The sequence below is a fragment of the Dyadobacter sp. HNCC25DJ185 genome (assembly GCF_056895195.1).
This window is the reverse complement of sequence record NZ_JBXHAR010000001.1, coordinates 611,427-634,453: the sequence shown is the minus strand read 5'-3', so window position 1 is coordinate 634,453 and position 23,027 is coordinate 611,427. Positions and strand designations below refer to the sequence as shown.

Here is a 23,027-nt window from a genome sequence, read left to right as displayed (position 1 = left end):
TGGCCGGGCATCCCTTTATAATTCAGTGACTTTGTTCGAATGTTGTACCTTCGCGGAAAACAACTTGTCGAATAGGTATGAACAAGAACATTAGAAAAGAAGACGCTTTATACTACCATTCCAAAGGCCGTCCCGGGAAAATCCAGGTCATCCCAACCAAAGAAACCAGCACCCAGCGCGACCTTTCGCTGGCATATTCTCCGGGCGTAGCAGAGCCTTGTCTCGAGATCGCTGACAATGTAGAAAATGCATATTTGTACACCGCGAAAGGCAATCTGGTAGCTGTTATCAGCAATGGAACGGCCGTTTTAGGTCTTGGGGATATTGGACCGGAAGCCTCCAAACCCGTTATGGAAGGCAAAGGCCTGCTCTTCAAAATCTATGCTGATATTGATGTTTTCGACATTGAGCTCAATACCAAAAACGTAGACGAGTTTGTAAGGACCGTTAAAATTCTGGAGCCTACTTTTGGGGGTGTCAACCTGGAAGATATCAAGGCACCGGAGTGCTTCGAAATCGAATCCCGCCTCAAAAAGGAACTGAACATTCCGGTCATGCATGACGATCAGCATGGAACGGCGATCATCAGTGCAGCTGCGATGCTCAATGCGCTGGTCCTCGTCAAGAAAGATATTAAGGACATCAGAGTAGTTGTTTCCGGCGCTGGGGCCTCAGCGGTATCCTGCACAAAACTTTATATATCGCTCGGTGTCGATCCGAAAAATGTAGCCATGTTCGATACAAAGGGACACATCCATCATGGCAGGGCGGATTTGAACGAAATGAAAAAACAATTCGCAACAGAAGTAGTTTTCGATTCGCTCGCGCATGCCATGAAAGGCGCCGACTTGTTTCTGGGACTTTCAACGGCGGACATTGTTTCGAAAGAAATGGTAAAATCCATGGCGAAGGACCCTATAGTGCTCGCCATGGCAAACCCTAATCCCGAAATCCCTTATCCTGATGCCGTCGAAGCACGCGAAGATGTCATCATGGCGACAGGCCGGTCCGATTATCCCAACCAAGTTAATAACGTGCTCGGCTTCCCTTATATATTCCGTGGCGCATTGGATGTAAGGGCCACCGAAATCAACGAAGAAATGAAACTGGCGGCTGTACGCGCATTGGCAGACCTTGCCAAAAAGCCTGTTCCCGATATTGTTAACCTCGCTTACAATGAGACTAATATCGTTTTTGGGAACAAGTATATCATCCCAAAACCCGTAGATCCACGGCTTTTAACCACCGTCGCTCCCGCAGTAGCTAAGGCGGCCATAGCGACAGGGGTAGCGCGCAGAGTTATCACAGACTGGGACGCTTACGAGCAGGAACTTTCAAGCCGCCTGGGCCGCAATGAACAAATTTCACGGGTCATCCTGAATAAGGCAAAACTGTCACCAAAACGTGTGGTATTTGCCGATGCAGAAAATATTCAGGTTCTGAGGGCAGCGCAGCAAGTCCGGGATGAAGGTATTGCGGTACCCATCCTTCTTGGCAGCAAAGAAACCATCCAGCACTTGATCAGGGAAAGCAAGCTCGACTTGGGGGATGTTGCAATTGTAGACCCTAGAGCCGAGGAAAATGAGCATATCATTGACGTGTATGCTTCTAAATTATATGATAAAAGAAAAAGAAAGGGCCTGACCCCGATTGAAGCCCGGCGGACCATCTATTTCAAGAGCTATTTCGGATCGATGATGGTCGAAAATGGTGAGGCAGACGCATTTATATCCGGTTTGACACGCACTTATCCCGATACCATCAGGCCCGCTCTGCATGTGATTGGGAAACAGGAGGACGTTAATAAGGTGGCGGGTATGTACATTCTGCTCACCCCGAAGGGTCCGCTTTTTTTCTCAGATACCACCGTTAACCTCGACCCTACCGTTGACGAAATCGTCGAAATTACAGAACTGACTGCCAAAGCGGTGGAGAGGTTTAACATTCAGCCCCGCATTGCGTTGGTGACTTATGCCAATTATGGCAGTGCAGGCGGAAACGACGCCGAAAAAATGAGAGAAGCGACAGCCATATTGAAGAAGAGAAATCCTTCCATGATCGTTGAAGGTGAAATGCAGGCGCATCTTGCATTCAACACGGCTTTGTTAAAAGAAAATCATCCGTTCAGTGATCTGGCAGATGGCGGAGCAAACACGCTTATCTTCCCAAACCTCTCGGCCAGCAATATTGCGTACAATCTATTAAAAGAAGCTGCTGAACTCGAAACGATCGGGCCGATCTTATTGGGTTTGAAAAAGCCGGTCCATGTGTTGCAGCTGGGCAGCTCTGTGCGCGAGATTGTAAATATGGTGGCGATTGCCGTTGTGGAGGCACAAATGCTGAAATGATGTTCAAAAATAGATTTTCCGGCTTTGGTTATGGTACTTCTTTTTATAACCAAAGCCGGATTTCTGTTGCAACGCTTTCCGGTCTGCCGAAGCCGGCGATTGGATTTTCTCCTCCCCGCAGGCCCCAGACGGGGATTTTTCTTTGTTGGCAGTGCTACGTACGCTCAGCGATTAGGGTAGAAAAGAGGCAAAGAATCAAGGTTTGAAATTGACCAAAGCCGCGTTATAAAGCGGCGCATGGATCTCTTTCAGTTTACTCTCCGGAAACTTCACCACTTTCCTGTCATAAGTCATTAACCCATTGATCTCGACCTCTACGTCGGTTGTCTGCGTATAGACTGCGGCAGATAAACCCTTCTTAATCAGCGGCTCCAATCTGGCAATAAACGATGCATAACGAGCATAGAGCTCTTCCTGATTCTTGAAACTTTGATATCCCCAGTTGTCTTTTTGTTGCCAGGTGTGCTGATCTACGGGCAAGCCTAATCCACCGAATTCGCCCAAAACAATAATCTGCTTAGCGCCGAAAATGTCCGGGCGCGGCATTACCGGTGCAGGATAATTATGCATATCGATAATATGACCCACAGGGTAAAAATTGCCGCCGCTCGCACTGTTGACCAGCCTTGTCGGATCATATTGCATCGTCCAATTGGTAATCTCCTCCGTTTTAAACTGCCCCCAGGCTTCATTGAAAGGAACCCAGACTACGATTGAAGGAAAAAAGCGGTTCGCATCGATGATTGCCTTCCACTCTGTCCTGTAAATGGCTTCTGACTCGGGAGTACGGTCCCTTTCCGTTTCGGCGCCCGTAATGCCTGGGCGTTGTTCCCAGTTGTTACCCATATCGCCGCTCGGCATATCCTGCCACACCAGCATTCCGAGCTCATCGCAATAACGGTACCATCTGGCGGGCTCCACCTTTACATGTTTCCTAATCATATTGAAGCCCATTTCCTTTGTTTTCAATATGTCAAATTTCAATGCTTCGTCGGTTGGTGCGGTATACAGCCCGTCGGGCCACCAGCCCTGGTCAAGCGGGCCATATTGGAACAAAAACTTGTTATTCAGAGTCATCCTCTGGACACCATTCATATCGGGCTGCATAGCGATCTTACGCATTGCAAAGTAGCTTTTCGCCTCGTCGACCACCTTGCCGTTTCTGGTAATAGTCACCGTCAGGTCGTATAGAAAAGGAGTAGAAGGTGACCAGAGTTTTGCGTTATTAATGGTAAGCTCCACATCGGTTCCAGGCGCTGCTTCCTGCTCCGCCACTTTGTTTGTCCCGTCCCAGGCTACTACCTTTATTTTATCACTCGCTCCCGGGTTTTTAATTTCAGTTTGAACACTTAATGTCTGCTTGTCAATGTCGGCTCTCGGCGTCAAATTGGAAATATAACTCGTCGCTACAGTTTCGAGCCAGACAGTCTGCCAAATTCCCGTTACCGGCGTGTACCATATACCATGCGGATTTTTGATCTGCTTGCCCCTGGGTTGAGGACCGTCGCTGCTCGGGTCCCAAACTTTCACACTGATCTCTTGCTGCTTCTTTTTGACCAGTAAATCTGTAATATCAAATGTGAAAGGGTCGTAACCGCCTTGATGCGAGCCCGCAGGCTTTCCATTGACAAACACTTCGCACTTCCAATCCACTGCCCCAAAATGGATTAATACCCGCTGGTCTTTAAGCTTTGGAGAAAAATCAATAAGTCGTTGATACCACAGGATACTATCCTTACCTACTGTGCGGCCCACTCCCGAAAGCGCCGATTCCACTGCAAATGGCACCAGTATCTGGCCGTCAAATGTCGCCGGTTTAGTATCGCCGGTACTTTTGGGAACGATCGAGTAACTCCAGAGCCCATTGATGTTCTGCCAGTTCTGCCTTACCAGCTGCGGCCTGGGATATTCAGGATGGGGGTTCTGCGCAACTACCTTATCGGCCCAGGGTGTGACAATTTTGCCTTCTTTGACCTTCCACACACCCTGATTTGGAGCTTGTGAAAATCCGCTGAGGCCCGCTGCTAAAACTCCTAATAAGAGGATTATTTTTTTCATCAAGTTTTTGGTTACTGAAAATTTGAACTGTTCATTCTAAAAAGTACGGGCGGAAATACCTATACTGTGATATCACCGATATATACCTCGTTCGATGCGGTTTTGACATAGTAATTTGTCTTTTAGTTTCTAGATTTGGTCCGTCACTCAAAACCTACCAAGATGAAGATTGTCTGCCTGTTGCTGTTGTTCACATTGTTTCACTCTGCCTCCATTGCCCAGGATCCCGGCAAAATCACCTTGGTCATTCATGGCGGTGCCGGAACCATTACGCGGGCCAACATGACCCCGGAAAAGGAAAAAGCTTACAAAGAGGCGTTAAATCTGGCCTTACAAAAGGGTTACGAAGTGCTCAAAAGAGGTGGTACAAGTGTACAGGCGGTGGAAGCGACGATCCATGTGATGGAGGATTCCCCGCTTTTCAATGCAGGAAAAGGCGCCGTTTTTACACACGACGGGAAAAATGAAATGGATGCGGCGATCATGGAAGGAAATACTTTGAAGGCCGGGGCGGTTGCGGGTGTAACCAACATTAAGAACCCGATCAGTGCTGCTATTGCAGTGATGGAAAAATCGCCGCACGTCATGATGGCCGGACCAGGAGCTGAAAAGTTCGCAAAAGAGCAGGGACTTGAAATAGTTGATCCCTCCTACTTCTATACAGAAGCCCGTTACAAAACGCTGCAAAAAGCAAAAGAAGAGGAGAAGATAGAACTGGATCACGATGCAAAACAAGAAAAGGAAGTTAAAAAAGGCCCGAAAACCGGTGCGCTAAATCTCGAGGACCCTATTTTTACTGAGGGTAAAAAATTCGGTACTGTAGGTTGTGTAGCATTGGACCAGTTTGGAAATCTGGCCGCAGGAACTTCAACCGGAGGGATGACCAATAAAAGGTATGGCCGCATTGGCGATGCCCCAATTATCGGCGCCGGTACTTATGCCAACAATGCCAGTTGCGCGGTATCAGCCACCGGACATGGTGAGTTTTTCATTCGTTCGGTTGTAGCACACGACATTGCTGCCTTGATGGAATACAAGGGCTTGACTGTAAAAGACGCTTCCGATGAAGTGGTTATGAAAAAACTGGTGCAACGTGGAGGCGAAGGCGGCGTAATCGCTTTGGACAGAAACGGCAACATCGCCATGCCATTCAACAGCGAAGGAATGTACCGTGGTTACATCAAAAGTGACGGCAAAAGCGAGGTGTTGATTTATAAAGACTGAGCGATTATTCGTCACATGAGAAGTCACCGTGCAAATTTCCATTTTTTATCTATCTGTGACCGGTTACTTAATACAAATTCTGATGCTCCGGACGTTCTGATCTCAGGTCAACGACTTTCCTTTTCGATACTATGAAATCAGTTTACAGAATCCTTCTGTTGATAACGCTTCTCCCACAGTTATGCCTTGCTACCCATTTGAAAGGCGGTGAGATTATGGCATCCTACGTTTCCGGGCAGACTTATCATATCAAGGTCCGGCTATATCTGGACAAGAAAAACGGAGAATCAGCAGTTGCTGCAATGACCGAAGTCTCGGTCTGTACGGGTGACGGCAATACGCTGAATATACCCAGGACTTCCCTAACGCCGCTTACTGGCAGTGAGGGTTTAGTCGTTTCGGACTATGATGCACAGTATACTTTTGCGTCCGCCGGAATATTTCAGATTTCTGCCGCGATAGACAACCGCTCCGCCAACATACTTAATTTACCCAATTCAGCACTGACATCCATGTTTTTATGGACAGTGGTTGAGACACAGTTCGGAAATTCAACTCCGGTAATGCCCTACCTGTCCTTTGAAGCAGGTGTGCGCCAGGTATTTTCGGTTGATCTGAAACCAACCGTCGCAGATGCTGACAGCGTGAAAGTTAGAGCCTATAGACTTAGCAAGGGATCTCCGGGAACTTGCGGTGTCAGAATGCCTGACCATACTTATCTTTTTCCTAATGAAATCAGCAGTACGGGCACTTTTAAAGTGGACGATGCCTCTAAAAAGTTGATTTGGAAGGCCCCGGAAATAGTTGGCAGCTACTCGTTTGCAATGGTTGTCGAAGAGTGGAGGGACGGTATCAAGATATCTGAAAGTTACCGCGAGGGAACAATCACGGTGACGGACAAGCCCGGCCCGACAGTCGAAATTCCCCCATACGAATCTGCCGAAACCGGCAACCCCATCACATCCGTTCCCGATGTAGAATCGCCCGAATTATCGATGGCCATCGAAGCTTATCCCGTTCCTACCCAGGATTTTGTGACGGTGAAAGCATATAGTAAAACCCGCGCGGTGATCACACTCCAGCTGATCGATATGAGTGGCCGGATTATTCGCGAAACCTCTAGTGGCAGCCCGGAAATAGCCGTGCAGCAGCAGTTTGATATGCGCAATCTTTCCAATGGTATATACATCATCAAAGCCAGTAATGCGGTCGACAGGGTAACTCAGAAATTGATCCGCTGACGTACGAAACTAGCTTTCGGAGCCCTGCTATGAGGAGTTTGAGGGGATGGGACTTTGTAAGGATAAAAGCCTACAACAAAAAACGGAATGTTATCAGGTTGCCATTGATCGATCCTAATGGGCGTGTGATCCGAGAGACTGCCACCAGTTCACCGGAAATGATTGCCGAGGAGTTTGATGTTCGTAACCTGCCAAAGCGAATTTTGTCTGATCAAAGCCAGCAATTCCTTCGGCTCGGCTTCTCAAAAATTAACATGCTGATAGTGTCCCGGTTGTGATGGTATAAACCTGAACTTGTCGTCTTATGAATGTATGGTTTTACGGGAGATTCGCCTCGCAGACCATCCATAGGTTAATTATAATCATAGAGAAACGGCTGATCTCGCGACCAGCCGTTTTCTTTTGCTCCCATTTTCAATTTCCCAACTGACCTCCCTTGACATGGGTGTCCAGGGCCGAAATTTTATCCTGGAAGAGCCTGTTTTTCAAAAGCATTTCCTTGATCATCGCTAAATGCGTATAAGTGATCATATGCCCCGCATTGTACAGAAAAATGTACTGGGCCCGTTTACTTTTAATGTGTTTTTTAGCAAAATCAATATTGGTTGGGTCAGCGATCCAGTCATTGCCGCCTTGAATTACCGTTGTCGGAACTTCAAGGTTGTGCCAGACTGGAATCAGCTTTTTCAGCTCGTCGGAATGACTGTACTTTTCCGCAGTTGCGGTGTTGAACTCTCCGGGCAGAAATAACTGAATAAATGCATTCCTGCCCCATTTCGAGAACCAGTAGAACTTCTCCTTGTCGGGGTCAATCACCGGCGATACCATAATCAGTTCTTTCACCTGCTCGGGAACCATGGACGCCAGCTTCGCAGCAATGGGTGCCCCGTAAGACCTTCCCAGAACCGTTACCTTTTCGTCGCTTTTATTGAGCGCAAAAATGGGGAGCAATGCATTGGCCTGTGTTTCGATAGAAGTAACAAATCTTTTCTTTTTCAATCTCGACTTGCCATAGCCTACCCTGTCGACAGATACAATGTGAAACTGCTTCTGTAAGTCTTCATCATCCATTAAATTCATGTAACCCCATAGCGACCCCGGGGCACCATGTATGAGGAGCAGCATGGGGAGCGTGTCGGCGCCTGTACTGGCAACACACAGCGAAAGCGTGTCATTCCTGATGATCTGTTCGGTTGGTTTTACTTTCCTTTCAGCATAATGCTTTCTTACTTGCTTGGCGGAAATAATATATCTTGAGAAGCAGGAACTCAGAGAGGCTGAAAGGAGCAAAAGCAGGAATGCGGACCGGACGAACTTAAAACTTAACATACATCTCAGAGAATGTCACTCTATTTTATAAATTCACAGTATATTTCAATATACGATTTTATCAGGCAAAAAGGTAAAACTTTTGTAGTTTTTTCGAAGAAAGTACCCAAACCAAATTTTTCCCATCGATTCTTTGTTGCCTCTAAAAAACACCATTAGCTACAATTTGACTTTATAGTCTAACACTACTCTTCATGACAGCTGACCACCAAGATCTGTTTTTTCAACGCCTGACCGGGCAAAACGAAATGTATCGTTATAAACTTCCTTCCAGGCAGGATGCCGGGAAGTTTATTCAGAACCTGATCAACTTCTTGTTTCCGATAAGCCAGGATTGTCCCAATTGTCCTACCAAAGATCTTGCCATGCAGTATGCAGTCCTCAGAAATGATCTCAGTTGCATGCTACAGCCACTATTACCACAAATAAAGCGGGACAAAGAGGTGATACTTGACGAGATTTTTACCCAGGTCCCGTCCATTTACGAAGAATTACTGATGGACGCCAAATCAATTACTGATAATGACCCCGCATCTGTTAGCATTGAGGAAGTGATATCGGTTTACCCTGGATTCATGGCAATTGCCACTTATCGATTTGCACATTCATTTGCAAAGAGCGGGATTCCCCTCCTGCCACGTATGTTAACCGAGTTTGCGCACAGTCAGACGGGAATCGATATCCACCCCAACGCAGTGATTGGACATTCATTTTTTATTGATCACGGGACTGGCGTAGTGATTGGCGAAACAACGCACATAGGAAACAATGTGAAACTGTATCAGGGGGTAACACTGGGGGCAACACACGTTTCTAAATCCCTTGCTTCCCGTAAACGCCATCCAACCATTGAAGATAATGTGGTGGTATATGCCAATGCAACGATTTTGGGGGGTGAAACCGTGATTGGTCACGACTCGATTATTGGAGGGAATGCCTGGCTGGTGAGAAGCGTACCTCCATTTTCGCAGGTTTATCACCAAAGCAAAATAGAGATACGCCAGCACTCAGGCGCAACACCTGTTACATAATGCTCCGGATAAACCTCCGGATACCTTCCATGTAAACAGGCTCAGCCTGAGAAAAAGCATAACGCGGCTGGGTCGTCATCGTAATGCTCACAAAGCCATAAGTGAGGCACCACCATTCATAATAAGTTTTAGTAACCGCCTCGCCCGACTTAGGCCGAAGGCTTGCTATCATCTCCCAAACCGGATTTCCTTTGATACTCATGGCCTGGGAATAAGCCTTTTTGGAGTCGCAATAGGCGCCGTCGAGGTTAAACATGACCTGGAAAACCTCGGGATTCTCCACCGCAAAATGCCATATGCTTTGAGCAACCTCTACCAGTTGCTTCTGAGGATTGCTGAAATGTCCTTTTATTTTAACAAATTCTGCCTGAAGATAATCGAAACCTTCTATTCGGATCGCTTCCAGAAGCTTGTCTTTACTATCGAAATATTCGTAAATAATAGGCGGGCTATATTCAATCACTTCAGCAATTTTGCGAATCGAGACAGCCGTCCACCCGTCCTCGCGGGCAATGTCTTTGGCTGTTTTAACGATATCCGAACGTACCTGGATTTTAAGTCGTTCTCTTCGTTCAACTATTCCCATGCTACAATGTATGTTATGATTGATTCAGTAGATATGTTTCCAAATATAATGATATAGTGCTTATGTCTCAAGAACATACGACCGCTAATTTGTAAAAAGTCTTCTAAGTCCAACTATTCCTGTACTACAAATGGCACCAGTCATATACAGGCACAGATTCAAAAATTTTGTTCCGAAAAAACTTTTTTCCCAGCCAAAAAATGGCTAATCGTTTTTACGGGCAGGTGCACTTTTTTCTATCTTCTCCACCAATCTGTAATTTGACTCCTGGGCTCTCACTTTCCCCTTCGCATCTTCTGCGATCCTTAAATTATTCTGATAAAGATCTAATCTGACCGATTTCTGGTTGTCGTTTGCGTAGTTCCTGAGCACAAGCCGCATCTGGTTTTTCAGGTTTTCGTCGAGTATGGGGAAGCAAATATCGATTCTGCGGTGCAGGTTACGGTGCGTCCAGTCGCAGGATGTAAGAAAGATCTCATCACTTCCTCGGTTCCCAAAATGAAAAATCCTCGTGTTTTCAATATAGCGATCGACATGACGGCTTACCAGGATGTTGTCGCTAAGCGAGGGCAGGCCCGAAATAAGGCCGCAGCTTTCACTGACAATTACATGTACAGGGACTCCGGCTTGCCCGGCCTGGTATAATTTATCAATCAAAATGTGATCTTGCAACTGATTGATTTTAATCGTTATAAATGACTTTAATCCGGCATTACAATTGGCGATTTCCCTGTCTATCAGGTCGAGCAACCTTTTTTGAAGGTTAAATTGAGTAACCTGCAAGAAGTTAAATGGCAGGTACTTGTATTTTTTCGGTTCGTCTTGTGTAGATAAATACCCAAATAAGAGTTCAAGTTCGTTGGTAAGTTCTCTATGGCTGGTGAGTAAGGCATGATCGACGATTTCTCTGCTGGTAAGCCGGTAGAAACCGCCAGTTCCCAAAAAAGCGTATCGCTCCCACCCCTTCTGCACTTTTCTTTTAACCAGCGCCATCTTAGCATGCACTTTCAGCCCTGGTAAACTCAGAACAATCTTAACGCCTGCATCCCGCATTTTTCTGGACCATTGCAGGTTCTCCTGGACATCCAATTTGGTATTCAGCTCTACATAGGTGGTCACCCTTTTCCCATTTCTTGACGCGCTGATCAACGAGTTGAGAATAAATGAGTTGGGGCTAATTTTATACAACGAAACATGGATTTCCCTAACATGCGGATCCACGGCAGCTTCATTGAAAAACCTGACGATAGGTTCGTATGACTGATAAGGCAAATGCAGCAACTGGTCTGCTTTCTGAATAGAGTCAAATACAGAAGTACTTTCGTCGAAGCCAGTATTTTGAATGGGCCGCTGATAAGGATAATCCAATTTTCTGCTTACCTGCGGGAATCTTGCCAGGTCCTGCATGAAGATGTAGTCACCCCGCTCGTGAAACTCATGCATGGGAATAGCCACCTTGTTCCCAAGATATTCACGCATATAAAGCGGCATCCCCGATTCATAAAAATATTGAAATGGCTGCACAAAGTTTCTTTTCTCCAACTGCTTCAATATCCGCTGCGCAATCTGCATTGGATAATCGTCCTCAATCGAAAGTTCCGTTTCACGTTCCACCCGTATGGTATAACTTTCCAGGATGGTATAGCCGGGGAATAACAAAGGCAGGTTCTCCCGGATCACATCTTCCATAAATGCAACATGCCGCTTACCTTCAAGGTCAGGCAACTCCAGAAATCTGCCGAAAGGCTCAAAAGGGACGTTTACAGAGGCATACCAGTCTTCTTCCGAGTCTTCGCGATGTTGTAGCCTTACTGCAAGATACAATTGCCTAGACTCAAAAACTGGTGTTTTGGAAACTCTTCTTGTGTCCAGAAAAACAGGCTGCAGATAGCGGAACAGCTTATCGACAAAGAATTTCCGGACGAATGACAAGTGATCCGCGGCGAAGGGCTCTCGGTAATACAGATGAACTCCTTGCTCCAGCAAAGAAGGTAAAATACCGGATACCAGGATATCATTAAACTCAGTAAGCTGATTTTCAACCGTTTCGTAAATGTGTTCCAGCAAAGATTCCGGAAAAATATTCAGCTTGGTCCGAATATCGTTGCTCACCTCGCCCATTGCCAGAAGATTCGGAATTCGAACTCGAAAGAATTCCTCTGTCTGATAAGCGTAGATCCCAAGAAAACGCAGGCGCTCCCTCACCGGTACCGTTTCATCATTTGCTTCCAGCAATAATCTGTAATTATTGGACAGCCAACTCAGATTTGTATCAAAGTAAGGATAGGCTACATCGATCATAGCGTGTTGAAAAAGATTCGAAATTTGCTACAATATAAATACATTTGATGGGTAAGAATATAACTTTACATCACAAAAAAATAACATTGTGCGATTGCCGTCCGACGTTATATTGGCAATCAAAATCTTAATTTCATTGCTATGCGTTATCAATTATTGGGCCGGTCAGGTTTGAGGGTATCCGAAGTTTGTCTCGGTACTATGACCTTCGGAAAAGAATGGGGATGGGGGGCGGATAAACATGAAAGTTTTAAAATATTCGAAACATTTGCCGGGGCAGGCGGAAATTTCATCGACACAGCCAACCGGTATACAGAAGGTTCTTCCGAAAAGTTTGTAGGGGAGTTTATCGAAAGTGATCGTGACCATTGGGTGCTGGCCACCAAATTCACGCTGAAAGACCGTAATGATGATCTCAATTTTGCTGGTAACCATCGGAAGAATATGATGCGTTCGGTTACATCCAGTTTAAAAAGATTGAATACCGAATACATTGATCTGCTTTGGGTTCATATGTGGGATAATACCACACCTGCGGAGGAGGTAATGCGAGGGCTTGACGACCTGATTTCCAGAGGATTAGTTCACTACGTTGGTATTTCTGATACGCCGGCATGGATCGTCTCCCAGGCAAATACCATCGCTGATTTCAGAGGCTGGAATGCTTTTGCGGCCATTCAGTTTGAATATTCGCTGTTGCAAAGAACACCGGAAAGGGATTTGATACCGATGGCCAAAGCCCTTGATCTGGCCGTTACCCCATGGGGTGCAATCGGAGGAGGTGCACTGACTGGAAAATATCTGAGGGGAGAAAAAGGCCGTGTGCCCGAAAACAGCATCCGAAGAAATGAGCACAGTAGCATTATTGCACAAACTGTGGTGGATGTCGCCAGCGATCTGGGTGTAACGCCTGCCCAGGTTGCCATCAACTGGACACGGCATCGCGACCAGGTGATGATACCAATCATCGGGGCGTCCAAGGAAAAGCAATTGTTGGATTCTCTTGGCTGTCTTAATTTCAAAATCCCTCAGGAAGCCATGGACAAGCTGAACGCTGTGAGCCAGATCGAGCTTGGCTTTCCCCATGAATTTCTGAAATCCGACGGCGTGAAGGAGGAAGCCTTCGGTGGGCTATTCGAAAAATTGGATAATCACAGAAATTGAATTTCGGCGGTCGGTGCTCAGTGAACCGACCGCCGAAATTTTACTTGCCCCAAACGTCCGGTGCAAGCCTCCATGCACTCAGGCTTTCCACCTGTGATTCGCTTACGTAATGATGCTCCAATGCCGTTTCAATCAATGCATTGTAATTGCTGATTGTACTAAGCCTGACATTTTTCGCCTTAAAATTATTCTCAGCGACCTCAAATCCATAAGTAAAAATCGCTACCATTCCTGCCACCTCTACACCTGCTTCGCGCAATACGTCGACCACTTTCAGGGAACTCCCTCCGGTCGAAATCAGATCTTCCAGGATGATCACCGATTGTCCTTTTTCGAGACGGCCCTCGATCTGGTTACCCATTCCGTGTTTCTTTGGCTCGGGTCTTACGTAGGCGAATGGAAGTTCGAGCAGGTCGGCAACCAGGGCCCCCTGGGCTATACCACCGGTAGCCACGCCCACCACTGCCTGGATATGTGGGTATTCCTTTTTGATGAGGTCGGCAAGCGCCTTCTTGATAAAAGTCCTGGTATCAGGATATGACAGGGCTACCCTATTGTCGCAGTAAATCGGTGAAAGCCAGCCGGAGCTCCATTGGAAAGGCTTATCGGGACTTAGTTTGATCGCCTGCGCTTCGAGGAGCAGTTCCGCAATTCGTTTGGTAATATCCTGGTTATTCAACATCGTTATGCTTCGGATTCTTCTTTTTTATTGTGATTAGTAACTAATAATTTGTCAATTCTGCTACGGTCCATATCGACTACCTCAAATTCAAAATTCTTCCATTTGAACTGTTCCCCCACCTTTGGAATATTTTCGAGGATATGCAATACAAATCCGCCCAAAGTGTTGAAACCCACCAGTTCACGTCGTTCGGTATCCTGGATGTTGATACTAAAATATTGCGAAAAGTCATCAAAAGGTAGTTGCGCGTCGACCAGGTAGCTGCCATCTTCCCGCCTCACAATTTCTGATGCTTCTTCGATATCCTCAGAAATGTCCCCTACCAATGCATCCATGATATCATGCATTGTCAATACGCCTAAAAGACCACCATATTCATCTACGATAATCCCAAAATAGACCCGCTGTTCCTTGAACTTTTCAAGCGCCTGGTAGGCCCTGTTGCTTTCGGGCAAGTACACAGGGTCACGAACTATTGCATTCAGATTGGCCATTTGCGCCTCTATATCTGTTGCAATAAGGTCTTTTACATACACCAGGCCGACCACATCGTCCACAGTTCCTCTGCATACAGGATATATCGAATGCCTGGAGTCAAAGATCTTGGATTTATTTTCTTCGACAGAATCTTCCAGGTCAAGCCACACAATCTCCTGACGGTTGGTCATCAATGAGGTAACCTTGCGATCTCCGAGCTGAAAGACATTGTGTACGATCTCCTGTTCAATTTCTTCAAACACACCTCCTGAAGTACCTTCCTGGATTAAACTCTTGATTTCTTCCTCGGTAACAGAATTCTCACTTTGCCTGATATTCAGTATCTTAATGATGAGATCACTCGAAAAGCCCAAAAGGCTGATAAAAGGTGCGGTTATCTTGGAAAGCAGGTTCATTGGCGTTGCCATTACTTTCGAAATCGTTTCCGGGTTTGCCATCCCAATCCGCTTGGGCACCAACTCTCCCAATACCAGCGACAGGTAAGTGATGAAAACCAATACAGTCCCAACAGCCAAAGAATGGCTATATGGCGTCAGAATGGCAATTTTCGCAATCAATTGTTCAAAATCAGCAGTGATATTGTCACCACTGTACATACCTGTCAAAAGCCCTATCAGTGTAATTCCAATCTGTACAGTGGATAAAAACCTTGTCGGCGAGTTGGCCAGATTTAATGCTGCCTTGGCACTTGAATCTCCATTTTTTGCAGCTGCTTCAAGACGCGATTTTCGGGAGGAAACGAGTGCAATCTCGGACATGGAGAAAATACCATTGAGAAGCACAAGAAGTAGAATGATCAGGAGTTCCAAGAACTTTTTATTTGATACTAATACAAATTTATCAATAATAATCTCTGTCTAAACTAAACTCTTTACTTAATTTTGGCATCGATTCACGTACCATTTGAAAAATGACCATTTTTTTTGACGACCGTCCATTCAAAATTGTACGGACCAATCAGCTCACTGCAGCTACGGCACATTTCGATCATATTGTCGATCTGAGACTGGAAAAGCTGCAAAAGAGCATGCTTCAAGGGCATACGTTATTTCTCAACTCGACGGTTACTACAGCTTTCCAGGTAATTCAGCTTCTGGAAAAACAAATACCTACAGAAATGTTGTCGATCACGATGGCAACAAAAGAGAAATCAGAAATTGAAGCTAAGATCAAAGGATATTACAAGGTAATCAAAGCTGCCGGTGGTATCGTGGTTAAAGAAGGTAAATGGCTCTTCATGTTCCGGCGCAAAAAGTGGGACCTTCCAAAGGGAAAGCTGGACAAAGGAGAAAATTCCAAAGCTGCCGCTGTCAGGGAAATCGAGGAGGAGACCGGGGTAAAAGCAGCGATACGGGGGAAAATATGCACTACCTGGCACACCTACACCTTAAATAACAACCGCATTCTGAAACGGACCAAGTGGTATCTTTTTGATTGTATGGATGATTCAAAAATGCAGCCACAGGCTGAGGAACAAATTGAAAAGCTGGAATGGTATGCCCCGGCAGAAGCTAAATCGCTTCTTATCAATTCATATAGCTCTATCAGATATGTCGTCGACAGCCTGAATAAGCTGCACAATATCAAAGAATCCTGATTTAAATCTCCTGATTTAGCTTGTCCAATTCTGAAAGAGAGTAAGGCAGAAAGTCGTCGACTCTTTGTCCATACCTATGCAGATCGCGGATAATACTGGAACTGATGGGTGCTAGATTCGGCGAAGTGATCAGGAAAACCGTCTCTATCTCTTCATACAAGTACCTGTTAACCTGTGAAATGCCATTCTCGTATTCAAAGTCGGTGGTATTCCGGAGGCCTCTCAGCAGGAAGGTTGCGCCCAGTTCCCTGGCAGTGTGGGCTGTAAGGTCTTCATAGGTAATTACTTTCACATTCTTTTTCTCAGAAAATGTTTTCTCAATCATTTCCTTCATCACATTCAAAGGAAAATACCGCCTTTTGGTTGCGTTGTTGCCAATGCCGATGACCACTTGGTCGAAAAGCCGCAGCCCTCTCAACACGATGTCTTCATGCCCTTTGGTAAAAGGATCAAAAGACCCCGGAAATAATGCTACGCGCGTCATATATAGGTACGCTATGATGATACAAGATATGTATTGAACAGGCCAAAATAGCGGTGGCCAGGTACTTCGGCGCATTGACTGCTGTATTTCAGCGTGCTTGGTCTGTTGCCTACCTGCAAATTGGGAAAAAATCTTGAAAGCTCCTGATAGGGTTCGGATGAAGGGGTGATTTCCCCATAACAAAGAATTTTCATCTCCTCAGGTGAGAAGTTCAGCTGACTCAGTGTAAAAAGAATAATATATGCGAGCTCCTGTACCTGGCCGTATCTGAAACGGTTACAAAGGATCAGTTGCTGGCTTTCGGTTACAACCAACGTAAAATGGTCTTTCTCAAAGTAGAGTGAACCAATCCGAAGTTCCTGGTGCTCCACGTGGCTAACCAGCGCGCCAATGATTAATGGGCCGGTCAGGTGGTAAAAAGTGATACTTGAAGAACCGAAATGATTGATGATCCAATCGTACCATATTTCCGGAACACTGAAAATATTATGGGCATGGATCAGTGGCAAATCGTGGAAAAGGACTTTCTCATTTTTCGGCACAGGCATTCCCAGCGCAAAAGACAAATAATCCTGAGTAGATTCGCTGTCAAAAATAAGATCCGGTACAAGGCTGAAAGCATGTGAGTTGACAGCGATCCTCACGTTTTTCCAATTGGCTGAGGACCAAAGCATATGCCCGGCAAAAATCCTTTTCAGTTTTTCAAAAACCTCATCCGCACCCAACGCAGTTTCAAATCCGTAATCTTCCAGCCAGATACACTCCATGTTTTCATCCCGGACGATGCACAGCCGTATCCGTCGCTCATCGACCTCGATACATAATGTACAAAATGGGATGCTGCCCGAGTCAAAAGAACTGTCCCCAACCAACAACGTGGGGATGATTTCAATGACGTGATTCTCAGAATTTGCCACAGTTAAGAATTAAAATTGCTTTATTGACCAAATTGCGACTTTTGGGCCGAAATGTAATGATCCATATTAAAAATGTCCGGAAAGGAATTGGCTAGTGAAAATATCCTGTGAAGCTGGTCTTTCCCGAACCTGCCCATATCTTCCCACTTCATGAAACAGACCTCTTCGATAAGCTGGCCTTCATCTGAAATCTCCGGGTCCCTGCCTTTGGTTAATGTTCCTGCATAGGAATCTATATTAAAAAACATTTCAACCGCATGCAAAGGGGAATGGATATGTTCATGTACGAAAAGCAATCTGCCGACTTTTACCTCCAGTCCAGTTTCTTCCTTAAACTCCCGCTCCAACGCCTCCACTGCTGTTTCGCCGAAAGTAACGCCGCCGCCCGGAGGGCTCCAGAAATACCGGTCCTTGCCATAAAGAGAATGATTGACCAGGAGGATGCGGTCGTTTTCAACGCAAATCCCGCAAACGCGCAAGCGTAAGCTACCCCCGTACAAGTTCCCTATTTCATCATTTACAATTTGCAAGCACGGATTTTTTAAGAGGCAAAGATAACCATCCCGACATAATTGGCAAGCACCTCTTAAAAGTGCAAGGGCCTGTGAGGTTTCAAATCGCCTCACAAGCCCTGGGAAAAACAGCGGAAATGAACAGTCTCAGAAATAAGGGCTTCCTGAGATATAGCTTTCAAGCGTGCTGATATGCTCCTTCTGCTCATGAATAATAGCGGAAACGATATCGTTGATGGATATGATGCCAACCAGGGTGCCCTCACGGTTAACCGGCAAGTGACGAATGTGCTTATCTGACATAATCTGCATACATTCTTCAATTTTCTGGTCCGTTTCGACAGTGATGACATTGCTGGTCATCACTTCTCTGATCAATGTATCCCGAGACCCTCTGCCCTGCAGGATCACTTTGCGGGCATAATCCCTTTCGGAAAAGATGCCAATCAATTCGTCATCTTCCAGTACCAGAACCGCACCTATATTTTTTTCAGCCATGAGCTCGAGGGCTTCAAAGACTGTGTTGTCCTGCGTGACGGACCAAATCGCGTTGAAAGGCTTATTGCCCATTACATGTTGTACCAGCATAGATGTCAAAGGTTGGGAGTTGTAAGATATATGAATCCTAATATAGTGAATTGACGCATAAAAGTCCAATTAATTCTGAGTATATTTTTGTGTTTAGGCCCTGGTTTTGATTTTAGTATTCGTTACGCTAGATTCGTTACCATGGATACCGATAAAATTCTGCCTTCTCAACTACTTCGCAAAAAATTCCCTTTCAAACCAACAGAAGGCCAGTTTCGGTTTTTCGAACAGGCAAATGATTTTCTAATCGAAGAAAAGGGGCTGGAACGATATAGGGATTGCTTTCTTCTGAAAGGTTATGCAGGTACGGGCAAGACAACCATTATCAGCACCTTAATTAAAATCCTCCCCAATTTCGGTTACAGGTCTGTGTTGCTCGCGCCAACCGGGCGCGCAGCGAAGGTGATGTCTGGTTATTCTGATAAAATTGCATTGACCATACACAAGAAAATTTACAAGCAAACGGCCGACTCTTTTTCAGGCACTTTGACATTTCAAAGACAAAAAAACTATCATGACAATACGTTGTTCATTGTAGATGAGGCTTCGATGATCACCGACGAAGCCGATTTCGGAAGTCGCAGCTTACTCAATGACCTCATCGAATTTGTTTTTGAAAATCCTGGCAACAAGCTCATGCTTGTCGGGGATGTCGCCCAGTTACCGCCCGTGGGCAGAGAGCTCAGCCCCGCGCTGGATAGGGAATATCTTGAAAAGACCTATTACATGTCAGTTTTTCAGGAGGAATTGCGGGAAGTCATGCGCCAGGATGAACAATCCGGGATTTTGTTCAATGCTACCCTGCTCAGAAACCAGCTCGTGGCCGAGAAGCCTGAAGTTCAAATCACCACGCGAAGCTATAGGGATGTGTTTAAAATGACAGGCGAAAGACTAGAAGAAGGCCTTCGCTATGCATATGAGAAATATGGACAGGAAAATGCGATTATTCTGACGCGTTCCAACAAATCGGCCGTCCAGTACAACGAGTACATCCGTCGGATCATTCATTTCTCGGAAGAGGAGCTGGACGCTGGCGACAGGCTTATGGTAGTACGTAACAACTACAATATTCTGGACGAGGATTCGCCGGCAGGCTTTATTGCAAATGGTGATTTCGTTGAATTATTAAAAATCAGAAAGACGCAGGAGATACACGGCTTCCGTTTCGCAGATGTGACGCTGAGATTGAGCGATTATGAGAAACAGCCGGAATTTGATGCGAAAATCTTCCTGGACACACTCCACTCGGCTTCTCCGTCCATGTCATCGGAGGACAACAAGAAATTATACGAAAGTGTTTTAGAAGATTATCTTGATATCAAATCAAAAAAAGAGCGGATTGAGGCTCTTCGAAAAGACCCGTTTTTAAATGCATTGCAGGTCAAGTTTGCGTATGCCTTAACTGTTCATAAAGCGCAAGGCGGCCAATGGAGCTCTGTTTTCATCGATCAGGGCTATCTACCTGAGGAACAAATCAATACAGAATTCATCAGATGGCTGTATACGGCAATCACCCGCGCAACCGACGAAGTTTTCCTGATGAATTTCCATCCTCACTTCTTCAAATAACCCATTGAGTGGCCAACCTATTATAGCGACGCTTCCGACACGGAAGCCCTTTGAAGCCGGTCATTAATCGCGAGGCCAAGGCCCGTCATGGGTACCCATTCCGCGTAGATCACGTCGATATGCAGGCTATCCAATTCTCGGAGATACGAGAACAGATTATGAGCAGCCTCCCGCAGATTACCTGAAGGGCTTAAAACCCGCTGGTATTTTTTATCGATATGATCAAGATACTTATCAAATAAAAGGTATCCGGAAGTTCCACTCGGATGGCTCGCTATAGAACCGGTTCTCTTCAAAAACAATGGCTTTCGCGGCGCATAATGGCTTTTCAGCATACCTGGTGCCTTGGGGTCTGATGAAGAATGTGGCATCAGAATGACCTCGCCGATCACTTGCCGAATCTGATCGACTTCCAATCCGCCAAGCCTGTAAATAGTAGCTTCATGATTTTCGAAACCTACAATTGTTGACTCGAGGCCCACTTCGCATTCGCCACCGTCCAGTATATAAGGAATCTTGTCGCCCAGCTGTGTATTGACATGCCCTGCATTTGTTGGGCTAATGTAGCCGAATGGGTTAGCGCTCGGCGCAGCCAAAGGGAAATCGAGCTGGCACAGTAAATCAATTAGAAGCGGATGCTTGGGAATTCTCACGGCAACGGTATCCAATCCCGACGTAACCAGGTCCGGAATGACTTGTATTTTGGGCAAAAGCAGCGTAAGCGGACCAGGCCAAAATTTGTCGGCCAATTTCTGTGCTTTCTCGGGAAATTCAGAGACATACTGCATCACCTTTTCGATGGAGTCAGTATGGATAATGAGCGGATCAAATGCGGGCCTGTTCTTTACCTCAAAAATAGACAGCACCGATTTTTCATTTAATGCATTTCCGGCTAGCCCATAAACCGTTTCCGTCGGTATAGCTACCAGTTCACCCTTGATCAGAAACTCTTTTGCAATATGGATATCGCAGTCTATTTTAGCCAAAACCGTCTGTAAATGATAAAATGCAAAAATACGCTCGCGGACATTAAATCACGCATATTCTTTTTTAGATTGTTTTTAAATAACCTGGAAAGTCGGTTTCAAAGACGCCGGTTACACAATCCCTGTTTATATTTATTGATCAAATAATACCATCTCAAAAACCCTTTAAATATGTTTCAAATCAAAGAACAACCTGCCGTTTTTGATGTCGTGATCGTCGGCTCAGGAGCGGGAGGCGGAATGGCGGCTTACCAACTTGCGAAAGCGGGTGCCAAGGTTGCACTTTTGGAAGCCGGCGGATACTTTGATCCGGCTGATCCTAAATATATTACACAGTTGAAGTGGCCCTATGAGTCGCCAAGACGCGGCGCGGGCAATCATCGCCCATTTGGGGATTTTGATGCGGCATGGGGAGGTTGGGAAATTGAAGGAGAACCCTATACCCGCAAAAACGGTACGCAATTTGACTGGTTCAGATCTAGGATGCTCGGTGGACGTACCAACCACTGGGGAAGGATCTCCCTGCGTTTCGGCCCCAAAGATTTCAAAAGAAAAAGCATCGACGGCCTTGGTGACGACTGGCCGATCGGTTACGACGATGTAAAACCATATTATGATAAAGTCGATAAGCTGATCGGCGTGTTCGGAACGGTCGAGGGTATGGACAATGAGCCTGATGGTATTTTTCTTCCTCCTCCAAAACCGCGTTTGCATGAGCTCTTTATTAAACAGGCCGGTAAAAAAACCAATATCCCGGTTATCCCGTCGAGGCTGTCCATTTTGACAAAACCGATCAATAACGAACGCGGTGTTTGCTTTTATTGCAGCCAATGCTCCCGCGCATGCCAGGCTTATGCCGATTTCTCAGCTTCTTCGGTACTATGTATCCCGGCAATCAAAACGGGGAACGTCACATTGATCAACAACGCGATGTGCCGTGAAGTAGTGGCCGACCCGGTGACAGGTCTCGCTACCGGCGTGTCGTATATTGACCGTGAGAAACTGACGGAACATACCATCAAAGGCAAAGTTGTTGTACTGGCAGCCAGTGCTGCCGAATCGGCAAGACTTTTGCTGAATTCGAAATCAGAACGTCATCCCAATGGAATGGCGAATTCGAGCGGGGTGGTGGGTCACTATCTGCACGACTCAACAGGCGCTTCCCGTGGGGCTTTCCTCCCGCATTTAATGGACCGCAAACGGTATAATGAAGATGGTGTCGGCGGTATGCACGTGTATACCCCTTGGTGGCTGGATAACAAAAAACTTGATTTCCCACGTGGTTACCATATTGAATACGGTGGCGGAATGGGAATGCCAAGCTACGGTTTTGGTTCTGGCATCGAAAATCTCAATGGCAAATACCCAACCAAGGCCGGGGTTACGAAACCCGCCGGTGGATATGGTGCGTCGCTGAAAGAAGATTACCGTCGTTTTTATGGTGCCAATATCGGTATGGCCGGTCGCGGCGAGGCTGTGCCGGATTTCAATAACTATGCGGAAATTGACCCTAACGTGGTCGACAAGTATGGCATCCCCGTGTTACGTTTCCATTACAAATGGTCTGACTACGAGATCAAACAGGCCAAGCACATGCATGATACTTTCGAAGAAATCATTCATGCCTTAGGCGGCATTCCAAATGGTGTAAAACCTGGCGCAGATACCAATTATGGTATTGCAGCTCCGGGTCGTATTATCCACGAGGTTGGCACCGTACGGATGGGCGACGATCCGAAAACTTCTGCCCTCAACAAGTTCTCACAAGCGCATGACGCGAAGAACGTATTTGTTGTAGACGGAGGGTCATTTGTTTCCCAGGCAGATAAAAACCCTACATGGACGATTCTTGCCTTGTCCATGAGAGCGTCGGAGTACATAATTAATGAGGTTAAACAAAAGAATATTTAAC

19 protein-coding genes are annotated in these 23,027 nt (G+C 46.0%); 8 read left to right on the top strand and 11 right to left on the bottom strand.

Annotated features, from left to right (window positions below):
• Nucleotides 1-77 precede the first annotated feature (77 nt).
• The gene (locus AC1XUF_RS02540; protein WP_483340079.1) at nt 78-2,348 is read left to right on the top strand and encodes an NADP-dependent malic enzyme; all 2,271 of its coding nucleotides are present in this window, start codon (nt 78-80) and stop codon (nt 2,346-2,348) included.
• Between the two features lie 195 nt (nt 2,349-2,543).
• On the opposite strand, the gene AC1XUF_RS02535 is transcribed toward AC1XUF_RS02540, so the two are convergent.
• Entirely contained in the window at nt 2,544-4,406 is a 1,863-nt protein-coding gene (locus AC1XUF_RS02535) for a glycoside hydrolase family 2 protein (protein ID WP_483340078.1), read from the bottom strand.
• Nucleotides 4,407-4,568: 162 nt separating this feature from the next.
• Between AC1XUF_RS02535 and AC1XUF_RS02530 the strand changes: the two genes are divergently transcribed.
• A complete protein-coding gene (locus AC1XUF_RS02530) occupies nt 4,569-5,630 on the top strand; it encodes an isoaspartyl peptidase/L-asparaginase family protein (RefSeq protein WP_483340077.1) in 1,062 nt (353 codons plus the stop codon).
• A 131-nt stretch (nt 5,631-5,761) separates the two neighbouring features.
• A complete protein-coding gene (locus AC1XUF_RS02525; protein WP_483340076.1) occupies nt 5,762-6,871 on the top strand; it encodes a T9SS type A sorting domain-containing protein in 1,110 nt (369 codons plus the stop codon).
• A gap of 414 nt (nt 6,872-7,285) precedes the next feature.
• Here AC1XUF_RS02525 and AC1XUF_RS02520 read toward each other — a convergent pair whose 3' ends face one another.
• Nucleotides 7,286-8,200, bottom strand: a complete 915-nt coding sequence (locus AC1XUF_RS02520; RefSeq protein WP_483340075.1) for an alpha/beta fold hydrolase — start codon at nt 8,198-8,200, stop codon at nt 7,286-7,288.
• Between the two features lie 194 nt (nt 8,201-8,394).
• Between AC1XUF_RS02520 and epsC the strand changes: the two genes are divergently transcribed.
• Nucleotides 8,395-9,231: a serine O-acetyltransferase EpsC gene (epsC, locus tag AC1XUF_RS02515; protein ID WP_483340074.1), complete on the top strand. Its 837-nt coding sequence runs from the start codon at nt 8,395-8,397 to the stop codon at nt 9,229-9,231.
• On the opposite strand, the gene AC1XUF_RS02510 is transcribed toward epsC, so the two are convergent.
• Both AC1XUF_RS02510 and ppk1 read right to left on the bottom strand, forming a co-directional pair.
• Nucleotides 9,224-9,817 (bottom strand): TetR/AcrR family transcriptional regulator, encoded by a 594-nt coding sequence (locus AC1XUF_RS02510; protein WP_483340073.1) that lies wholly within the window; start codon nt 9,815-9,817, stop codon nt 9,224-9,226. The two genes, epsC and AC1XUF_RS02510, sit on opposite strands and share 8 nt — an antisense overlap.
• A 204-nt stretch (nt 9,818-10,021) precedes the next feature.
• Entirely contained in the window at nt 10,022-12,118 is a 2,097-nt protein-coding gene (gene ppk1 / locus AC1XUF_RS02505; protein ID WP_483340072.1) for a polyphosphate kinase 1, read from the bottom strand.
• 141 nt (nt 12,119-12,259) lie between these two features.
• Here ppk1 and AC1XUF_RS02500 point away from each other — a divergent pair, with 141 nt between their 5' ends.
• On the top strand, nt 12,260-13,282 hold the full coding sequence (locus AC1XUF_RS02500; RefSeq protein ID WP_483340071.1) for an aldo/keto reductase: 1,023 nt from the start codon (nt 12,260-12,262) through the stop codon (nt 13,280-13,282).
• Between the two features lie 40 nt (nt 13,283-13,322).
• Here AC1XUF_RS02500 and pyrE read toward each other — a convergent pair whose 3' ends face one another.
• Nucleotides 13,323-13,964, bottom strand: a complete 642-nt coding sequence (gene pyrE, locus AC1XUF_RS02495; RefSeq protein WP_483340070.1) for an orotate phosphoribosyltransferase — start codon at nt 13,962-13,964, stop codon at nt 13,323-13,325.
• A gap of 2 nt (nt 13,965-13,966) precedes the next feature.
• A complete protein-coding gene (locus AC1XUF_RS02490) occupies nt 13,967-15,271 on the bottom strand; it encodes a hemolysin family protein (protein WP_483340069.1) in 1,305 nt (434 codons plus the stop codon).
• A gap of 101 nt (nt 15,272-15,372) precedes the next feature.
• On the opposite strand from AC1XUF_RS02490, the gene AC1XUF_RS02485 reads away from it, so the two are divergent.
• Entirely contained in the window at nt 15,373-16,059 is a 687-nt protein-coding gene (locus tag AC1XUF_RS02485) for an NUDIX hydrolase (RefSeq protein WP_483340068.1), read from the top strand.
• A 1-nt stretch (nt 16,060) separates the two neighbouring features.
• Here the strand turns inward: AC1XUF_RS02485 and coaD are convergent, their stop codons facing one another.
• The 4 genes from coaD to AC1XUF_RS02465 all read right to left on the bottom strand — a co-directional run bounded on the left by coaD (nt 16,061) and on the right by AC1XUF_RS02465 (nt 18,560).
• Nucleotides 16,061-16,543 carry a pantetheine-phosphate adenylyltransferase gene (coaD, locus tag AC1XUF_RS02480; RefSeq protein ID WP_483340067.1) on the bottom strand — a complete coding sequence of 161 codons (483 nt, stop codon included), beginning with the start codon at nt 16,541-16,543 and terminating at the stop codon, nt 16,061-16,063.
• Between the two features lie 11 nt (nt 16,544-16,554).
• Nucleotides 16,555-17,460, bottom strand: a complete 906-nt coding sequence (locus AC1XUF_RS02475) for a DUF3822 family protein (protein WP_483340066.1) — start codon at nt 17,458-17,460, stop codon at nt 16,555-16,557.
• 20 nt (nt 17,461-17,480) lie between these two features.
• The gene (locus AC1XUF_RS02470; protein WP_483340065.1) at nt 17,481-17,990 is read right to left on the bottom strand and encodes an NUDIX domain-containing protein; all 510 of its coding nucleotides are present in this window, start codon (nt 17,988-17,990) and stop codon (nt 17,481-17,483) included.
• A gap of 129 nt (nt 17,991-18,119) precedes the next feature.
• Entirely contained in the window at nt 18,120-18,560 is a 441-nt protein-coding gene (locus AC1XUF_RS02465) for a CBS domain-containing protein (RefSeq protein WP_483340064.1), read from the bottom strand.
• Nucleotides 18,561-18,701: 141 nt separating this feature from the next.
• Here AC1XUF_RS02465 and AC1XUF_RS02460 point away from each other — a divergent pair, with 141 nt between their 5' ends.
• Nucleotides 18,702-20,129, top strand: a complete 1,428-nt coding sequence (locus tag AC1XUF_RS02460; protein ID WP_483340063.1) for an ATP-dependent DNA helicase — start codon at nt 18,702-18,704, stop codon at nt 20,127-20,129.
• Nucleotides 20,130-20,149: 20 nt separating this feature from the next.
• On the opposite strand, the gene AC1XUF_RS02455 is transcribed toward AC1XUF_RS02460, so the two are convergent.
• Nucleotides 20,150-21,115 (bottom strand): L-threonylcarbamoyladenylate synthase, encoded by a 966-nt coding sequence (locus AC1XUF_RS02455; RefSeq protein ID WP_483340062.1) that lies wholly within the window; start codon nt 21,113-21,115, stop codon nt 20,150-20,152.
• Between the two features lie 171 nt (nt 21,116-21,286).
• Here AC1XUF_RS02455 and AC1XUF_RS02450 point away from each other — a divergent pair, with 171 nt between their 5' ends.
• Nucleotides 21,287-23,026, top strand: coding sequence for a GMC oxidoreductase (locus AC1XUF_RS02450; protein ID WP_483340061.1), 1,740 nt, complete (start codon nt 21,287-21,289; stop codon nt 23,024-23,026).
• Nucleotide 23,027 lies beyond the last annotated feature (1 nt).

Excerpts from the sequence above, each read along its gene's own strand:
- AC1XUF_RS02485 (WP_483340068.1), top strand. The coding sequence starts at position 15,373 with ATGACCATTTTTTTTGACGACCGTCCATTCAAAATTGTACGGACCAAT.
- epsC (WP_483340074.1), top strand. The coding sequence starts at position 8,395 with ATGACAGCTGACCACCAAGATCTGTTTTTTCAACGCCTGACCGGGCAA.
- AC1XUF_RS02465 (WP_483340064.1), bottom strand. The coding sequence starts at position 18,560 with ATGCTGGTACAACATGTAATGGGCAATAAGCCTTTCAACGCGATTTGG.
- AC1XUF_RS02500 (WP_483340071.1), top strand. The coding sequence starts at position 12,260 with ATGCGTTATCAATTATTGGGCCGGTCAGGTTTGAGGGTATCCGAAGTT.
- ppk1 (WP_483340072.1), bottom strand. The coding sequence starts at position 12,118 with ATGATCGATGTAGCCTATCCTTACTTTGATACAAATCTGAGTTGGCTG.
- AC1XUF_RS02460 (WP_483340063.1), top strand. The coding sequence starts at position 18,702 with ATGGATACCGATAAAATTCTGCCTTCTCAACTACTTCGCAAAAAATTC.
- AC1XUF_RS02540 (WP_483340079.1), top strand. The coding sequence starts at position 78 with ATGAACAAGAACATTAGAAAAGAAGACGCTTTATACTACCATTCCAAA.
- AC1XUF_RS02450 (WP_483340061.1), top strand. The coding sequence starts at position 21,287 with ATGTTTCAAATCAAAGAACAACCTGCCGTTTTTGATGTCGTGATCGTC.
- AC1XUF_RS02535 (WP_483340078.1), bottom strand. The coding sequence starts at position 4,406 with ATGAAAAAAATAATCCTCTTATTAGGAGTTTTAGCAGCGGGCCTCAGC.
- pyrE (WP_483340070.1), bottom strand. The coding sequence starts at position 13,964 with ATGTTGAATAACCAGGATATTACCAAACGAATTGCGGAACTGCTCCTC.
- coaD (WP_483340067.1), bottom strand. The coding sequence starts at position 16,543 with ATGACGCGCGTAGCATTATTTCCGGGGTCTTTTGATCCTTTTACCAAA.
- AC1XUF_RS02520 (WP_483340075.1), bottom strand. The coding sequence starts at position 8,200 with ATGTTAAGTTTTAAGTTCGTCCGGTCCGCATTCCTGCTTTTGCTCCTT.
- AC1XUF_RS02510 (WP_483340073.1), bottom strand. The coding sequence starts at position 9,817 with ATGGGAATAGTTGAACGAAGAGAACGACTTAAAATCCAGGTACGTTCG.
- AC1XUF_RS02530 (WP_483340077.1), top strand. The coding sequence starts at position 4,569 with ATGAAGATTGTCTGCCTGTTGCTGTTGTTCACATTGTTTCACTCTGCC.
- AC1XUF_RS02525 (WP_483340076.1), top strand. The coding sequence starts at position 5,762 with ATGAAATCAGTTTACAGAATCCTTCTGTTGATAACGCTTCTCCCACAG.